Genomic DNA, 17,258 nt, shown 5'->3' on the forward strand with positions numbered 1-17,258 from the left:
GAGACCGTTTAGTCCTCATCAGTAGGGCTGCGGGCGCTCATGGGTGGAACACTGACAAACTTTCCCGCGTATCGGTCGATCAGATGATCGACCGGCGGGTGATATATCGATGCACTGTTGGGTCCTGAGAGAACACGCGAGTGTTTTTTCCAGGTAAGAACGACAAGCGATCATGGTGGTCATACCGGCCGGGTTTTCCCGGTGTTCGGTGACGACAAGAACATGGTTGGTTGTGTGTTGTTTGAGAACTGCACAGTGGACGCGAGCATCTTTGTTGTAAGTAATGAAGAGCGTACGGTGGATGCCTTGGCACCAGGAGCCGATGAAGGACGTAGGAGGCTGCGATAAGCCTCGGGGAGCTGTCAACCGAGCTGAGATCCGAGGATGTCCGAATGGGGAAACCCAGCACGAGTGATGTCGTGTTACCCGCACCTGAATATATAGGGTGTGTGGAGGGAACGTGGGGAAGTGAAACATCTCAGTACCCACAGGAAGAGAAAACAATAGTGATTCCGTGAGTAGTGGCGAGCGAAAGCGGAAGAGGCTAAACCATGGATGTGTGATAGCCGGCAGGTGTTGCATTCGTGGGGTTGTGGGGTTCATCTTGTCAATGCTGCCGTGTTGGCCGACAGTAAGAAATCATTGTGTTAGTGGAAGTGGTCTGGAACGGCCTGTCGTAGAGGGTGAGAGTCCCGTACACGAAAACATGATGACTGTCGTGATGGAAACCCAAGTAGCACCGGGCCCGTGAAATCTGGTGTGAATCTGTCGGGACCACCCGATAAGCCTGAATACTCCCTGGTGACCGATAGCGGACTAGTACCGTGAGGGAAAGGTGAAAAGTACCCCGGGAGGGGAGTGAAATAGTACCTGAAACCGTGCGCTTACAATCCGTCAAAGCCTTCGCACACTTCGGTGTGGGGGGTGATGGCGTGCCTTTTGAAGAATGAGCCTGCGAGTTAGTGGCATGTCGCGAGGTTAACCCGTGTGGGGTAGCCGTAGCGAAAGCGAGTCCGAATAGGGCGTTTTTAGTGGCATGTTCTAGACCCGAAGCGGAGTGATCTACCCATGGCCAGGTTGAAGCGACGGTAAGACGTCGTGGAGGACCGAACCCACTTAGGTTGAAAACTGAGGGGATGAGCTGTGGGTAGGGGTGAAAGGCCAATCAAACTCCGTGATAGCTGGTTCTCCCCGAAATGCATTTAGGTGCAGCGTCGCGTGTTTCTCACCGGAGGTAGAGCTACTGGATGGTCTAGGGGGCCCACAAGCTTACCGAAATCAGCCAAACTCCGAATGCCGGTGAGTGAGAGCGCGGCAGTGAGACTGCGGGCGATAAGGTTCGTAGTCGAGAGGGAAACAGCCCAGATCGCCAGCTAAGGTCCCTAAGCGTGTACTAAGTGGAAAAGGATGTGGGGTCGCGAAGACAACCAGGAGGTTGGCTTAGAAGCAGCCACCCTTGAAAGAGTGCGTAATAGCTCACTGGTCAAGTGATCCTGCGCCGACAATGTAGCGGGGCTCAAGTACACCACCGAAGCTGCGGCATTCACACAATGCACCCCTGCGATTCTGCGGAGTCGTGGGCAGTGGTGTGGATGGGTAGGGGAGCGTCGTGTGGCCATGGAAGCGGCGGGGTGACCCAGCCGTGGAGGCCACACGAGTGAGAATGCAGGCATGAGTAGCGAAAGACGAGTGAGAAACTCGTCCGCCGAATGACCAAGGGTTCCTGGGCCAGGTTAATCCGCCCAGGGTGAGTCGGGACCTAAGACGAGGCCGACAGGCGTAGCCGATGGACAACGGGTTGATATTCCCGTACCCGTGTGAACGCGCCCCTGGTGAATCAGTGATACTAACCATCCTGAAGCGTCCTTACGTCCCTTCGGGGGCCCTGGATGTGGATGCATGGGACCTGATCTGGTAGTAGCCAAGCGATGGGGTGACGCAGGAAGGTAGCTGAGCCAGTCAGTGGTAATACTGGTGTAAGCCTGTAGGGCGAATGGTAGGCAAATCCGCCATTCACACAGCCTGAGAGGTGACGCATAGCCGAATGAGGCGAATTCAGTGATCCTATGCTGCCGAGAAAAGCCTCTAGCGAGCTTTCACACGGCCCGTACCCCAAACCGACACAGGTGGTCAGGTAGAGAATACTAAGGCGATCGAGATAACTATGGTTAAGGAACTCGGCAAAATGCCCCCGTAACTTCGGGAGAAGGGGGGCCTCGTCCGGTGATCACTCTTGCAGTGTGAGCTGGGTGGGGCCGCAGAGACCAGTGAGAAGCGACTGTTTACTAAAAACACAGGTCCGTGCGAAGTCGTAAGACGATGTATACGGACTGACGCCTGCCCGGTGCTGGAAGGTTAAGAGGACCGGTTAGCCACTTCGGTGGCGAAGCTGAGAATTTAAGCCCCAGTAAACGGCGGTGGTAACTATAACCATCCTAAGGTAGCGAAATTCCTTGTCGGGTAAGTTCCGACCTGCACGAATGGCGTAACGACTTCTCAGCTGTCTCAACCATAGACTCGGCGAAATTGCATTACGAGTAAAGATGCTCGTTACGCGCGGCAGGACGAAAAGACCCCGGGACCTTCACTACAGCTTGGTATTGGTGTTCGGTTCGGTTTGTGTAGGATAGGTGGGAGACTGTGAAGCGCTCACGCCAGTGAGTGTGGAGTCGTTGTTGAAATACCACTCTGATCGTATTGGACCTCTAACCTCGGACCATGATCTGGTTCAGGGACAGTGCCTGGTGGGTAGTTTAACTGGGGCGGTTGCCTCCCAAAATGTAACGGAGGCGCCCAAAGGTTCCCTCAGCCTGGTTGGCAATCAGGTGTCGAGTGCAAGTGCACAAGGGAGCTTGACTGTGAGACTGACAGGTCGAGCAGGGACGAAAGTCGGGACTAGTGATCCGGCACCGGCAAGTGGAAGCGGTGTCGCTCAACGGATAAAAGGTACCCCGGGGATAACAGGCTGATCTTCCCCAAGAGTCCATATCGACGGGATGGTTTGGCACCTCGATGTCGGCTCGTCGCATCCTGGGGCTGGAGTAGGTCCCAAGGGTTGGGCTGTTCGCCCATTAAAGCGGCACGCGAGCTGGGTTTAGAACGTCGTGAGACAGTTCGGTCTCTATCCGCCGCGCGCGTTAGAAACTTGAGGAAGGCTGTCCCTAGTACGAGAGGACCGGGACGGACGAACCTCTGGTGTGCCAGTTGTTCCACCAGGAGCACCGCTGGTTAGCTACGTTCGGAAGGGATAACCGCTGAAAGCATCTAAGCGGGAAGCCTGTTCCAAGATGAGGTTTCTCACCCCCTCGAGGGGGTAAGGCCCCCGGCAGACCACCGGGTTGATAGGCCAGAACTGGAAGTCCGGTAACGGATGTAGGTGACTGGTACTAATAGGCCGAGGACTTACCACAAAGAAGCTACGCGTCCACTGTGCAGTATCTGAAACAACACACGTTTCGGAACTGAAGAAGAAGAACCACACCACCATCGGTCCAACGATGTGTGGTTGTGTCTTCGCTGATGTTCCGTGTGACAGTTTCATAGAGTTACGGCGGCCATAGCGGAGGGGAAACGCCCGGTCCCATTCCGAACCCGGAAGCTAAGCCCTCCAGCGCCGATGGTACTGCACCCGACAGGGTGTGGGAGAGTAGGACACCGCCGAACATCCGTTACCGAAAGGGGACCCAATATACTGGGTCCCCTTTCGTGGTTTGTGTGAAAGGAATGACTGTGTCGGAGAGTGACGACGGACGTCGGTCCTTCCGCGGAGGCAATGCCTCCAACAGCAATCGTGGCGGTGCGTCCAGCGGCGACCGTGGCGGCGCCGGCGGTTCGGGTCGTGGTGGCTCGTCCGGTGGTCCCCGTCGCGATTCGCGCGACAACCGTGGCGGTGCCGGCGGCGATCGTCGCGGTGGCGGACCCCGTCGTGGCGGTGAGGGCGGCTTCGCGCCTCGCGGACGTGAAGGTGACCGTCCGCAGCGGCAGCAGGCCCGTCCGGACGAACCGGATCTGCCCGAGAACGTCGAGGCCGGTGAGCTCGATCCCGCGGTACGTCGCGATCTGCTGAGCTTGGACAAGACGAACGCGAACACGGTTGCGCGCCACCTGGTGATGGCCGGCAAACTCGTCGACGATGATCCGCGACTTGCGCTCGCGCATGCGCGAGCGGCGCGCCAGCGTGCGGGCCGCATCGCCATCGTCCGTGAGGCCGCGGGTATCACCGCGTACCACGCCGGCGAATGGGCGGAGGCGCTGTCGGAGTTGCGCGCTGCTCGTCGCATGGCAGGCGGTCCCGGACTGCTCGCGGTGATGGCGGACTGCGAACGTGGACTGGGTCGCCCGGAGCGTGCGATCGAACTCGGGCGAAGCGAGGAAGCTGCTGCGCTGTCCGGTGACGAGGCTGCCGAACTGCGCATGGTGGTCGCCGGAGCGCGCATGGACCTCGGTCAGTTCGATCAGGCCGTGGTCACGCTGCAGACCCCCGATCTCGACGCCGCGCGGACCGGTCCCGGTGCCGCCCGTCTGTTCTACGCGTATGCCGATGCGCTGGTGGCGGCCGGTCGCATCGAGGACGGACTCAAGTGGTTCCTCAACGCCGCTGCGGCGGATCTCGAGGGTGACACCGACGCGGAGGAGCGTGTGGCCGAGCTGACCGGAGACGATCAGTGACGACCCTGCGGGAGAATTACGACGCTCTGTTGCTCGACCTGGACGGCACGCTGTACCAGGGGCCGCAGGAAATCCCCGGTGCGCGTGAGGCTTTGGCGACCGGGACGCAGCCCTGCTACTACGTGACCAACAACGCCAGTCGCAGTCCCGGCGACGTCGCGGAGCACCTGACCGAACTCGGCTTCGCCGCCGACGAGTCGACGGTGGTGACGAGTTCGCAGTCCGCGGCCAGGCTCCTCGCGGAGAACGTGGCACCGGGCTCGGCGGTGCTGGTCGTGGGCACGGAAGCGCTCGCCGACGAGGTCCGGAACGTCGGACTGCGTCCGGTGCGGTCGTTCGAGGACGCACCCGCCGCCGTCGTCCAGGGACATTCGCCGACCACGGACTGGGCGATCCTCGCCGAGGCGACCCTCGCGATCCGTGCGGGCGCCGTCTGGGTGGCGGCGAACCTGGACTCGACCCTCCCCACCGAGCGGGGTCTCGTCCTCGGCAACGGTTCGATGGTCGCGGCCCTGCGCGCGGCGACATCCCGCGAACCACTCGTGGCGGGCAAGCCGGCAGCACCGCTGATGGAAGACGCGATGCGCCGCAGCGGTTGTGTGCGGCCCCTGGTGGTCGGCGACAGGCTGGACACCGACATCGAAGGCGCCAGCAACGTCGGTCTCGACTCGCTACTGGTCCTCACCGGCGTGAGCACCGCGATCGACGTCCTGCGTGCCGCCCCGGAGCAGCGCCCCACCTACCTGGCATCCGCACTGGACGCACTCAACCGGCCCGCCGACGAGTCGCTGGTCGGTGAGGACAGCCGGTGGTCCGTCGATTTCGACGGCACCGATCTGGTGATCGAACCGACCGCGGATTCGACCGAGCCGGTGGATTCGACTGAGTTGCTGCGAGTGGTGGCCGTCGGTGCGTGGAAATTCCCCGACTTCGTGCGGATCACATCGACGACGCCCGCGGTGAGCGCGGTCGTGTCCGGCTGGGGTGCCTGAAAGCCGCCCGACCCGCGTTGTTCGTCACGCGATTCGCTGTATGCGTATCGGAACGCGATGGACTAGCGTTGTGCCCGATGAGCACGCCAATACCGCGCCCGGGAGCCCATCTACCTGGGCCTCCTCAGAGTGTCGACCCCGAGAAGATCCACACGGAGGTCGACGGATTGTTGTCGCGGCTCGGAGCCGTCGAACCTGATCCCGACGACGAGCACGGCGTCGGGGTCATTCCACGCAAAGCCCACCTTCTCGAGAAGGCGCACGACGTGCTGGTGGAGGCCCTGGCCACCGTGGACAAGATCTGACGTGGCCCGTCGAGCACGGGTGGATGCCGAACTCGTTCGGCGGGGGCTGGCCCGGTCCCGAGAACACGCGCAAGAACTCATCGCCTCCGGCCGAGTGCTGATCTCGGGTGCGGCAGCGACCAAACCGGCCACCGCCATCGAAGCGGGAACCCCGTTGCGGGTCGTCGAGGTCGACAACGAAGTGTCCTGGGCATCCCGTGGCGCGCACAAACTCCTCGGCGCTCTCGAGGCGTTCGGCCCCCGCGGACTCGAAGTCGACGGCAAGCGTTGCCTCGACGCCGGCGCATCGACCGGCGGCTTCACCGATGTGCTGCTGCACCACGGCGCGCGGGAGGTCGTGGCGGTGGACGTCGGGTACGGACAGTTGGTGTGGCGGCTGCAGTCCGACGACCGCGTGCACGTCGTGGACCGCACCAACGTGCGATCCATCGATGCCGAGCAGATCGGCGGCCCGGTCGAACTGGTGGTCGCGGACCTGTCGTTCATCTCCCTGAAGCTGGTTCTCCCGGCGTTCGTCGCCTGCGTGGGCGAGGGCGCAGACCTGATTCCGATGGTGAAGCCGCAGTTCGAGGTCGGCAAGGATCACGTGGGCTCCGGTGGGGTGGTGCGTGACCCGGAGTTGCGGGTCGCCGCGGCACTGGATGTCGCGAAGACGGCGGCCTCGCTCGGACTGCGTACCGTCGGTGCGGTGGCCAGCCCGCTGCCGGGACCGTCGGGGAACGTCGAATACTTCCTGTGGCTCCGCGCGGATGTCACACCCGGGACGGATGATGTACCGGTCGAGTCGGTAGAAGAGTTGATCCGCACCGCGGTGCAGGAGGGACCACAGTGAGCGGGGGAAGCAGCGGCGCCCAGCAACGCGAGCGGGAGATCCTGCTCGTGGCGCACCCGGGTCGCGCCGAGATCACGGAGACGGCGCGGCGCGTCGGCAAGATCTTCGAGCGGGCCGGGATCGGACTGCGCGTCCTCGTCGACGAGGTCGACAGCACTCGCATCGAACCGATGGACGGCATGGCGGCCGACGAATTCCTGGTTCCCGGGCTCGAAGTCACCATCGTGCAGGCAGGGCCAGACGCGGCCCTCGGGTGCGAGATGGTGCTCGTCCTCGGTGGGGACGGGACGTTTCTCCGGGCGGCGGAACTCGCCCAGGCTGCGTCCATTCCGGTCCTCGGCATCAATCTGGGCCGGATCGGGTTCCTCGCGGAAACGGAGGCCGAGCACCTCGACGAGGCGCTCGGCCAGGTGGTGCGCCGGGAATACCGCATCGAACACCGCATGACGCTGGACGTGCTCGTCCGGGTGGACGACGAGATCATCGAACGAGGCTGGGCGCTCAACGAGGCGAGCATCGAGAACCGGTCCCGGCTCGGTGTCCTCGAGGTAGTGCTCGAGGTGGATGGGCGGCCGGTGTCGGCGTTCGGCTGCGACGGCGTGCTCATCTCCACACCCACCGGGTCGACGGCATACGCGTTCTCCGCGGGTGGCCCTGTGGTGTGGCCGGAGCTCGAGGCGCTGCTGGTCGTCCCTAGCAACGCGCATGCCTTGTTCGCGCGCCCCCTCGTGACGAGCCCGGAATCGCTGATCGCGGTGGAGACGGTGGCAGGCAGCCACGACGGCCTGGTGTTCTGCGACGGTCGCCGGACCCTCGAATTGCCTGCGGGCGCCCGCGTCGAAGTGGTGCGTGGCAAGGAACCCGTTCGTTGGGTACGACTGGATTCGGCGCCGTTCGCGGACCGGATGGTGCGAAAGTTCGAGCTGCCCGTCACCGGGTGGCGAGGAAGGAAGCCCTAGACGTGCTGGCAGAGATCAGGATCGACAACCTCGGTGTGATCTCCGAGGCGTCGGCGCAATTCCACGAAGGTTTGACGGTGCTCACCGGTGAGACCGGTGCGGGCAAGACGATGGTGGTGACGAGCCTGCACCTGCTCAGCGGTGCGCGAGCAGACGCGGGACGGGTTCGCCTCGGTGCGCCCCGCGCCGTCGTCGAGGGCCGGTTCATGACCGACGAAGGCTCGGAGCACGTCGAACGCGCCGTGTCCCGGCTGCTCGAATCGACCGGTGCCGAGCGCGACGAGGACGGCACCATCATCGCGGTCCGCACCGTCGGCAGCGACGGCCGGTCCCGTGCCCACCTGGGTGGGCGCAGCGTTCCGGCGGGCGTGTTGTCCGAGTTCACCGATCCGCTGCTCACCGTGCACGGGCAGAACGACCAGCTGCGGCTGCTCCGCCCGGACCAGCAGTGCGCCGCACTCGACCGATTCGCGGACAAGACGGTCGGTCCGCTGGTCGCGCGGTACCGCAAGCACCGCGACGAGTGGATGACCGCGCGATCCGAACTCATCGAACGGACCGGTCGTACGCGGGAACTCGCGCAGGAAGCCGACCAACTGACATTCGCCCTCAACGAGATCGACGGCGTCGCCCCGGCCCCCGGCGAGGACGAGTCGATCGTCTCCGAGGTCCGCAGGCTCAGCGAACTCGACTCGCTGCGGTCGGCGGCGGAGGAAGCACACGCCGCGCTCGCAGGCGGCGACGACATGGACGGCGACGGTGTGGCCGCGCCCGCGCTGGACCTGCTGTCCGAGGCGCGGGCCCGGATCGAATCGGCCACCGACCCCGAACTCGACGGACTCGGACCCCGCCTCGCCGAGGTGATCGCGGTGGTCACCGACGTCTCCGCCGACCTCACCACATACCTCGCCGGACTGCCCGCGGACCCGGGGGCACTGGACTCCCTGCTGTCCCGGCAGGCGGAGCTGAAGAACCTCATCCGCAAGTACGCCGCCGACGTCGACGGCGTCCTGGAATGGGCCGACAACGCCCGTGCGCGGCTCGAGAAGATCGACGTGTCCTCCGACGCGCTGGCCGCGCTGACGAAACAGGTGGAGGAGTCGGCGGCGTCGACCGCGGAGGCCGCGTCCAAACTGACCGCCGCCCGCGTCAAGGCCGCGACCAAACTCGCCAAGGCCGTCAGCTCCGAACTCGCCGGTCTGGCAATGGGCCGGGCGGCGCTCGAGGTGACGGTCCGGCCCCGGATCGCCGGACCCCAGGACACGGCCCCGCTCACCGTCGACGGCACCGAACTCCATGCGGGATCGTCCGGCGTCGACGAAGTGGAGTTCCGGCTGTCGGCGCACAGCGGCGCGCAGTCGCTGCCCATCAGCAAGAGCGCGTCCGGCGGTGAGCTCTCACGCGTGATGCTGGCCCTCGAGGTGGTGCTCGCCGGGTCCGACTCGGGCGCGACGATGGTGTTCGACGAGGTCGACGCCGGTGTCGGCGGACGGGCAGCGGTCGAGATCGGCAGGCGGCTGGCCCGGTTGGCCCGCACGCACCAGGTCATCGTCGTCACGCACCTGCCGCAGGTCGCGGCGTTCGCGGACACCCACCTGGTGGTCGACAAGGTCGACGACGAGGACGGCGTCGTCAGCAGTGGCGTGCACACACTCACCGACGACGAACGGGTCGTGGAACTGGCCCGGATGCTCGCCGGCCTCGACGACACCGAGACCGGACGCGCCCACGCGGAGGAGCTGTTGGCGACCGCCAGCGCCGAGCGTTCCGCCTGACCCGGCCCGGCGGGCCGTCCGTGGTAATGGTGTGACTGATGTGGTAAACGGTTCGGCGCGCCTCCACAGGTCGGTCCGGCTTCCGGTCCATCATCGAATCCATGAAGATGCCGGCACTGCTGTCACGTAACACCGAAACTTTGCCTGGGGTCAGCGGCATCGCCAGGGTGGATCGCAACACGGCCAAGTTGCTGCGCCGCGTCGGACCCGGTGACATCGTCGTTCTCGACGAGCTCGACCTCGATCGTGGAACCGCGGATGCCCTGGTGAAGGCCGGCGTTCTCGCAGTGATCAACGCGTCACCCTCGATCTCGGGGCGCTATCCCAACCTCGGTCCGGAGGTGATCGTCGCCAACGGCATCCTCCTGGTGGATTCGGCAGGCGCCGAGATCTTCAAGAGCATCAAGGACGGCAGCAAGGTCCGGGTGAACGGGGGAGGTGTCTACTCCGGGGAACGGCGCATCGCCAAGGGCGACGAACAGACCGAGGCGGAGATCTCCGACCGGATGATCGAGGCGAAGACCGGTCTGGTCGACCACCTCGAGGCGTTCTCCGGCAACACCATCGAGTTCATCCGCACCGAGAGTCCGTTGCTGATCGACGGTGTCGGGGTCCCCGACGTCGACGTCGACATGAAGGAACGGCACGTCGTGATCGTGTCCGACGGCCCGGACCACGCGTCCGACCTGAAGAACCTCAAGCCGTTCATCAAGGAGTACTCGCCGATCCTCATCGGTGTCGGGGCAGGTGCCGACGTCCTGAAGTCGGCGGGCTATCGCCCGGATCTCATCGTCGGCGACCCCGAGGACATCACGAGCGCCACGTTGAAGTCGGGCGCCGAGGTGGTTCTCCCCGCCGATCAGGACGGCCACGCACCCGGTCTGTCGCGCATCCAGGACCTCGGCATCGGAGCGATGACGTTCCCCGCGTCCGGATCCCCGTCCGACCTGGCGCTGCTGCTGGCCGATCATCACGGCGCGTCGCTGATCGTCACGGTCGGGAGCACCGTCTCCCTCGACGAGTTCTTCGACCGCGGCCGCCGCGACAGCAATCCGTCGGCGTTCATGACCCGCCTGAAGGTCGGGCCGAAACTGGTGGACGCGAAGGCTGTCGCGACCCTGTACCGCAGCCGGGTGTCGGGCGGCGCGATCGCGCTGCTCGTCCTCGCAGCTCTCGTGGCGGTAATCGTGGCTCTGGTCGTGTCCAACGTGGGTGGTGAGGCACTCGATTGGGCTGTCGCGACGTGGAACAGCTTCGCGTTGTGGGTGCAGGGGTTCTTCAAGTGATTTCTCTGCGTCAACATGCCATTTCCATAGCGGCGATCTTTCTGGCTCTGGCAATCGGCGTGGTGATGGGCTCCGGCCTGTTGTCGAGTGGTCTCGTGTCGGGGCTGCGCGACGACAAGGCCGACTTGCAGACCGACATGGAGAACGCGACAGAACGCAACAACCAACTGACCGAGCAGTTGAACTCGGCCGACGGATTCGATTCCGCGGTGGGCGGCCGCGTGGTCGCCGACTCGCTCGCGCAGCGCACCGTGATGGTCGTGACGACCCCCGATGCCGACCCCGCCGACCTCGACGGGGTCAACCGGATGATCGCGCAAGCAGGAGGTTCGGTGACCGGGCGGGTGTCGTTGACCGACTCGTTCGTCGACGCCACCGGCGGCGACCGGTTGCGGACGGTCGTCAACAATGTGATCCCCGCGGGCGTCACGTTGAAGACCGGGGCCGTCGACCAGGGCAGCCTCGCAGGCGACCTGCTGGGTTCGGTCCTCATGCTCGGCAAGGAGACGGGTCAGCCGCAGAGTTCCGCCCAGGAGATGGCGCTTGCCCTCGAGACCCTGCGCGGCGCCGGATTCGTCAGCTACGACGACGGGGCCGTCCAGCCTGCGCAGGTCGCGGTGGTGCTGACCGGAGATCGGGACGTGGAGGACGGTGCCAGCGGCAACCGCGGTGCGGTCGTGGCTCGGTTCGCGGGCGCGCTGGACTCGCGCGGTGCCGGGGCGGTGCTCGCCGGACGTCCGGCCTCCGCCCAGGGTAACGGCGCGGTCGCCGTGGCACGCGCCGACGCCGCCCTCTCGGCGGCGCTCACGACGATCGACAACATCGACCGGGAAGCGGGCAAGATCACCGTTCCGCTGGCGCTGCAGGAGCAACTGAACGGCGGCGCAGGCCGGTACGGCACGGGACCCGGCACCACCGGAGTCACCGTGGGGGCCACCCCGGCGTAGCGCGCGTCACATCGGGGCGGGCAATCGCGGCGCGTTGTTTCCGGGACGTCCGCCGAGGTGTTACCGTGAAGTCCCGTGGGTCGGCAGGCCCCAGCATTGCTCGAACAGACCAAGCCCTGCACAGTCGTCACGGGAGCCCCTTTGCCACAGTCACGCACTCATTCGCGTACCGCCACCAAGCACATCTTCGTGAGCGGCGGCGTCGCCTCCTCACTCGGCAAGGGCCTCACAGCCTCGAGCCTCGGGCAATTGCTGACCGCGCGGGGAATGCGCGTGACCATGCAGAAACTGGATCCGTACCTCAACGTCGATCCGGGCACGATGAACCCCTTCCAGCACGGTGAGGTCTTCGTCACCGAGGACGGCGCCGAGACCGACCTCGACGTCGGCCACTACGAGCGCTTCCTCGACCGCGACCTGTCCGGTCAGGCGAATGTGACCACCGGCCAGGTGTATTCGACGGTCATCGCCAAGGAGCGGCGCGGCGAATACCTCGGCGACACCGTCCAGGTCATTCCGCACATCACGGACGAGATCAAGAGCCGGATACTCGCGATGAGCGGGCCGGATCTGCAGGGACACCGCCCCGACGTCGTCATCACGGAGATCGGCGGCACCGTCGGCGACATCGAGTCGCAGCCGTTCCTCGAGGCCGCCCGTCAGGTGCGCCACGACGTCGGCCGGGACAACGTCTTCTTCCTCCACGTCTCCCTGGTCCCGTACCTGGCGCCGTCGGGTGAGCTCAAGACGAAGCCCACCCAGCACTCGGTCGCCGCGCTGCGGAACATCGGCATCCAGCCCGACGCGCTGATCCTGCGCTGCGACCGCGAGGTCCCCCCGGCGCTGAAGAACAAGATCGCGCTCATGTGCGACGTCGACGTCGACGGCTGCATCTCGACCCCCGACGCGCCGTCGATCTACGACATCCCGAAGGTGCTGCACAGCGAGGGCCTCGACGCGTACGTCGTCCGTCAGCTGGGACTGCCGTTCCGCGACGTGGACTGGACCGTATGGGGAAACCTGCTCGAGCGCGTCCACCAGCCGCGCGAGACCGTGCGGATCGCCCTGGTCGGAAAATACGTCGACCTGCCGGACGCGTACCTGTCCGTCACCGAGGCGCTGCGTGCAGGCGGGTTCGCGAACCGCTCGAAGGTGGAGATCTCGTGGGTGCCGTCCGACGCATGTGAGACCGAGGCGGGCGCGCAGGCCGCGCTCGGCGACGTCGACGGCGTGCTGATCCCCGGTGGCTTCGGCATCCGCGGCATCGAGGGCAAGCTCGGCGCGATCCGGTACGCCCGCCACCGGAAGATCCCCCTGCTCGGACTGTGCCTGGGTCTGCAGTGCGTCGTGATCGAGGCCGCGCGCAGCGTGGGTCTGGACGACGCCAACTCCGCCGAGTTCGAACCCGAGACCACGCACCCCGTGATCTCCACGATGGCCGACCAGGAAGACGTCATCGCCGGTGAGGCCGACCTCGGTGGCACGATGCGCCTCGGCGCGTACCCCGCAGTCCTGGCGAAGGGGTCCGTCGTGGCGCGGGCGTACGGCACCGAAGAGGTGTCGGAGCGGCACCGTCACCGCTACGAGGTCAACAACGCGTACCGGGACCGGATCGCCAAGAGCGGACTCCGGTTCAGCGGCACCTCTCCCGACGGTCACCTCGTCGAGTTCGTCGAGTACCCGGCCGACCAGCACCCGTTCTTCGTCGCCACGCAGGCCCACCCCGAGCTGAAGAGCCGTCCGACGCGCCCGCATCCTCTGTTCGCGGCGTTCGTCGACGCGGCGCTGAGGCACAAGCTCGAGGAGCGCCTCCCCGTCGACGTGCACGGCGAGGAGCGTGCGGCGGCCGCCGACGCCGAGATCGCCGATTCCGCCGACCGCGACGAGGTCGCGTCGGTCGACAGCGCGGGATAGGGCGAGACGGACCATGCCCGACATCGGCCGGCACGAATTCGAGACCCTCGACTCGCGCGCCGTCTACAGCGGCGCGATCCTCGCGCTGCGGGTGGATCACGTCGCAATGCCGGACGGCCGGACCGCCGAACGTGAGGTGGTCGAGCACCACGGCGCCGTCGCAGTCGTGGTGCTCGACGAGGAGGACCGGGTCGTCCTGATCCACCAGTACCGGCACCCGGTGGGGCGCCGGTTGTGGGAGATCCCGGCGGGTCTGCTGGACGAGCCGGGGGAGGACCCCGTCGACGCCGCGCGACGCGAACTGGCGGAAGAGACCGGCCTCGCGGCCCGGCGCTGGTCCGTCCTCGTGGATGTCGTTCTCTCGCCGGGGTTCACGGACGAGTCGGTGCGCGTGTTCCTCGCCGAGGACCTGTACGAGGTGGACCGGCCCGACCCGGAGGACGAGGAAGCCGACCTCGAGATCGAGCGGATTCCGTTCGACGAGGTCGTGTCGATGGTGCTGAACGGGACCATCGTCAACGCCACGGCCGCATCCGGCGTCATGGCCCTCGCCGCCGCCCGGTCCCGGCCGGGCGGTCTCGGCGAACTCCGCGACGTGAGCGCCCCCTGGGTCGATCGCCCCGAACGGTTCAGCGAGCGGAAGCGCGCACGTGCCGCTGGGGACGAAGCCGCGCGGACATGACGTGGTGATCGCCCTGCGGACGGGTGATCCGAACCGTGAACTGCCGCCGCTGGCGGCGAGTTCGGTGGCCCGGGCGCTGTTCGCCGGGGGCCCGCATCTCCGAGGCCGGCGCCCCACCTGCTCGACGGCGGCACCGACGTCCGCGTCGTCGAGGAGTTGCTGGGACACGCGTCGGTGACGACCACGCAGATATATACGCTGCTGACAGTGGGTGCGCTGCGCGAGGTGTGGGCGGGAGCGCACCCCCTGGCGCGGTAGCGGAAAGCGTGTCGAGGGGAAAATTCACGGTACGAGGCGGTAGCGTTCGTATAACGATGTGGGATCGACAGCGATCATCGAGAGAACAGGGGATCATCGGACCGTGGTGACACCGCAGCCGCCAGCGGCGGAGTCAGAGCACTCGCAACCGGAGGGCGACATGTTCGACGTGCGGCAAACCGACACCGCAGACTTGTTCGACGACGCTGCCGTGGTCGTGGAGGAGGAACTCGGCCCCACGGGTCGGCCGACGCGTGAGGTACCGGAACCCGCCCCGTTGCCCTCGCACGGCCCGGCCAAGATCGTCGCGATGTGCAACCAGAAGGGCGGCGTCGGCAAGACGACGTCGACGATCAATCTGGGTGCGTCGCTGGCCGAATACGGCCGGCGGGTCCTGCTCGTCGACCTCGATCCCCAGGGGGCGCTGTCCGCGGGCCTCGGAGTCGCGCACAACGACCTCGAACTGACCGTCCACAATCTGCTCGTCGAACCGCGCGTCTCCATCGACGACGTCCTGATGCGGACGCGCGTCGAGGGCCTCGACCTTCTGCCGAGCAACATCGACCTGTCGGCGGCGGAGATCCAGCTCGTCACCGAGGTGGGCCGTGAGCAGACGCTCGGTCGCGTGCTGCATCCCGTGCTCGACCGCTACGACTACGTCCTCATCGACTGCCAGCCGTCCCTCGGTCTGCTCACGGTCAACGCGCTGGCCTGCGCGGACTCGGTGATCATCCCGATGGAATGCGAGTACTTCAGCCTGCGCGGCCTGGCGCTGCTCAACGACACGGTCGAGAAGGTCCACGACAGGCTCAACCCGCGTCTCGAACTCGCCGGCATCGTCGTGACGATGTTCGACTCGCGTACCCTGCACGCGCGCGAGGTGATGGCTCGCGTGGTGGAGGTGTTCGGGGATCTGGTCTACGACACCGTGATCAACCGGACCGTGCGATTCCCCGAGACCTCCGTCGCCGGGGAACCGATCACCACCTGGGCGCCCAAGTCGACCGGCGCCGAGGCGTACCGTGCGCTGGCACGCGAGGTCATTCACCGGTCCGGCCGGTAAGTGGTGAATACGCAAGACATTCCGGCACCACCGCAGACCGAGGGTTCGAACAGCGAGGACCCGCAGGCGCCCGCCGTCAAGCCCGGCTTCCGGGTGACGCTGCGCAACTTCGAGGGACCGTTCGATCTGCTCCTCACCCTGATCAACCAGCGACAGCTGGACGTCACGGAAGTCGCGCTGCACCAGGTGACGGACGACTTCATCGCCTACACCCGCACGCTCGGCGCGGAGATGGGACTCGACCAGACGACGGAATTCCTGGTCGTCGCCGCGACGCTGCTCGATCTGAAGGCGGCGCGTCTGCTCCCGGCGGGGCAGGTGGAGGACGCCGAGGACCTGGTGCTTCTCGAGGCGCGCGACCTGCTGTTCGCCCGGCTGCTGCAGTACCGCGCGTACAAGCAGGTTGCGCAACTGTTCGGTGAGCTCGAGGCGGCCGCGCTGCGCCGGTATCCGCGGTCGGCGGCACTGGAGGACCAGTTCACCCAGTTGCTGCCGGAAGTGTTGCTCGGCGTCGACCCGCAGCGGTTCGCGGAGATCGCCGCGACCGTGTTCACACCCCGCCCGAAGCCCACTGTGGGACTCGACCACCTGCACGACATGCACGCGGTGTCGGTCCCCGACCAGGCGGCGCGGATGCTGGAACTGCTCCGCGAGCGAGGCGCCGGGGAGTGGGCGACCTTCGGCGACCTCGTCTCGGAGTGCGAACTCACCGCCCTGATCGTGGCAAGATTCCTCGCGCTGCTCGAGCTGTACCGCGAGCAGTCGGTGTTGTTCGAACAGCCCGAGCCACTCGGGGAATTGCTGGTGAGCTGGACCGGGGAACGCACAGACGCCCCGGTGACCGAGGAGGATTACGGATGAGTTCGGCCCCGCTCGACGAGCCGGACGACGAGGGCGCCGTCGACGCGGAACCCGAGTTGTCGGACACGGAACCCGAGTTGTCGGACACCGAACTCGCTGCGGTTCTCGAGTCGTTGCTGCTGATCGTCGACTCTCCGGCCGGTGCGGAGCAGCTCGCGTCCGCGACGGGTGCTTCTGTGAATCGCATCACGGAGACGCTGAACCGCATGTCCGCCGAGCTCACCGCCCGGGGAAGCGGGATGGACCTCCGATATGCCGGTGACGGTTGGCGTCTCTACACCCGCACCGCGTACGCGCCCTACGTGGAACGGCTCCTGCTCGACGGAGCCCGCTCCAAACTGACGAGGGCGGCGTTGGAAACTCTGGCCGTGGTGGCATACCGTCAACCGTTGACCCGCGCACGGATCAGTGCGGTGCGCGGCGTCAACGTGGATGGTGTGGTGCGCACACTTCTCGCTCGCGGGTTGATCGCCGAAGCCGGCGTCGATCCCGATACCAACGCCACGCAGTACTCGACGACGGAACTCTTCCTGGAACGGCTCGGCTTGGCGTCTCTGGCCGATCTTCCCGCGTTGGCTCCGTTGTTGCCGGATGTGGATCTGATAGATGACATCAGTGACAGTCTGGAATCTGACCCACGATTTGCGAGAATGAATAAAGCTACGGCTTCCACAGAAGAGTTGGACACCGGGCTGGACACCGAAGACTGACAGGGA

At 65.7% G+C, this 17,258-nt stretch carries 13 protein-coding genes, 2 rRNA genes and 1 pseudogene; all 16 read left to right on the plus strand.

Annotated features, from left to right (window positions below):
* Positions 1–274 precede the first annotated feature (274 nt).
* The 16 genes and pseudogenes from BLV94_RS42575 to scpB all read left to right on the plus strand — a co-directional run bounded on the left by BLV94_RS42575 (position 275) and on the right by scpB (position 17,252).
* A 23S ribosomal RNA gene (locus BLV94_RS42575) occupies positions 275–3,410 on the plus strand.
* 136 nt (positions 3,411–3,546) lie between these two features.
* A 5S ribosomal RNA gene (gene rrf, locus BLV94_RS42580) occupies positions 3,547–3,663 on the plus strand.
* Between the two features lie 60 nt (positions 3,664–3,723).
* A complete protein-coding gene (locus BLV94_RS42585) occupies positions 3,724–4,668 on the plus strand; it encodes a tetratricopeptide repeat protein (RefSeq protein WP_072941904.1) in 945 nt (314 codons plus the stop codon).
* Entirely contained in the window at positions 4,665–5,660 is a 996-nt protein-coding gene (locus tag BLV94_RS42590; RefSeq protein ID WP_072941901.1) for an HAD-IIA family hydrolase, read from the plus strand. Before BLV94_RS42585 ends, BLV94_RS42590 begins: the two co-directional genes overlap by 4 nt.
* Positions 5,661–5,737: 77 nt before the next feature.
* Complete coding sequence (locus BLV94_RS48960) at positions 5,738–5,965, plus strand: hypothetical protein (RefSeq protein WP_043943807.1); 228 nt, start codon at positions 5,738–5,740, stop codon at positions 5,963–5,965.
* 1 nt (position 5,966) lies between these two features.
* Positions 5,967–6,797, plus strand: a complete 831-nt coding sequence (locus tag BLV94_RS42600; RefSeq protein WP_072941899.1) for a TlyA family RNA methyltransferase — start codon at positions 5,967–5,969, stop codon at positions 6,795–6,797.
* On the plus strand, positions 6,794–7,756 hold the full coding sequence (locus tag BLV94_RS42605; protein WP_072941897.1) for an NAD kinase: 963 nt from the start codon (positions 6,794–6,796) through the stop codon (positions 7,754–7,756). Before BLV94_RS42600 ends, BLV94_RS42605 begins: the two co-directional genes overlap by 4 nt.
* 2 nt (positions 7,757–7,758) lie before the next feature.
* Positions 7,759–9,531, plus strand: coding sequence for a DNA repair protein RecN (gene recN / locus BLV94_RS42610; RefSeq protein WP_072941895.1), 1,773 nt, complete (start codon positions 7,759–7,761; stop codon positions 9,529–9,531).
* Positions 9,532–9,632: 101 nt separating this feature from the next.
* A complete protein-coding gene (steA, locus tag BLV94_RS42615; protein ID WP_072941893.1) occupies positions 9,633–10,817 on the plus strand; it encodes a putative cytokinetic ring protein SteA in 1,185 nt (394 codons plus the stop codon).
* Positions 10,814–11,764, plus strand: coding sequence for a copper transporter (locus BLV94_RS42620; RefSeq protein WP_072941891.1), 951 nt, complete (start codon positions 10,814–10,816; stop codon positions 11,762–11,764). The genes steA and BLV94_RS42620 overlap by 4 nt, the downstream gene beginning before the upstream one ends.
* A 141-nt stretch (positions 11,765–11,905) precedes the next feature.
* On the plus strand, positions 11,906–13,678 hold the full coding sequence (locus tag BLV94_RS42625; RefSeq protein WP_072941889.1) for a CTP synthase: 1,773 nt from the start codon (positions 11,906–11,908) through the stop codon (positions 13,676–13,678).
* A gap of 13 nt (positions 13,679–13,691) precedes the next feature.
* Entirely contained in the window at positions 13,692–14,360 is a 669-nt protein-coding gene (locus tag BLV94_RS42630; protein ID WP_072941887.1) for an NUDIX domain-containing protein, read from the plus strand.
* Positions 14,361–14,468: 108 nt separating this feature from the next.
* A pseudogene (locus BLV94_RS42635) lies at positions 14,469–14,618 on the plus strand (tyrosine-type recombinase/integrase); the annotation flags it as partial.
* 58 nt (positions 14,619–14,676) lie between these two features.
* Positions 14,677–15,681 (plus strand): ParA family protein, encoded by a 1,005-nt coding sequence (locus BLV94_RS42640; protein WP_072941884.1) that lies wholly within the window; start codon positions 14,677–14,679, stop codon positions 15,679–15,681.
* Positions 15,682–16,542, plus strand: a complete 861-nt coding sequence (locus BLV94_RS42645) for a segregation and condensation protein A (protein ID WP_072941881.1) — start codon at positions 15,682–15,684, stop codon at positions 16,540–16,542.
* A complete protein-coding gene (gene scpB, locus BLV94_RS42650; protein ID WP_072941879.1) occupies positions 16,539–17,252 on the plus strand; it encodes an SMC-Scp complex subunit ScpB in 714 nt (237 codons plus the stop codon). The genes BLV94_RS42645 and scpB overlap by 4 nt, the downstream gene beginning before the upstream one ends.
* The last annotated feature ends 6 nt before the right edge of the window (positions 17,253–17,258 follow it).

This window comes from Rhodococcus koreensis (genome assembly GCF_900105905.1).
GTDB lineage: Bacteria > Actinomycetota > Actinomycetes > Mycobacteriales > Mycobacteriaceae > Rhodococcus_F > Rhodococcus_F koreensis.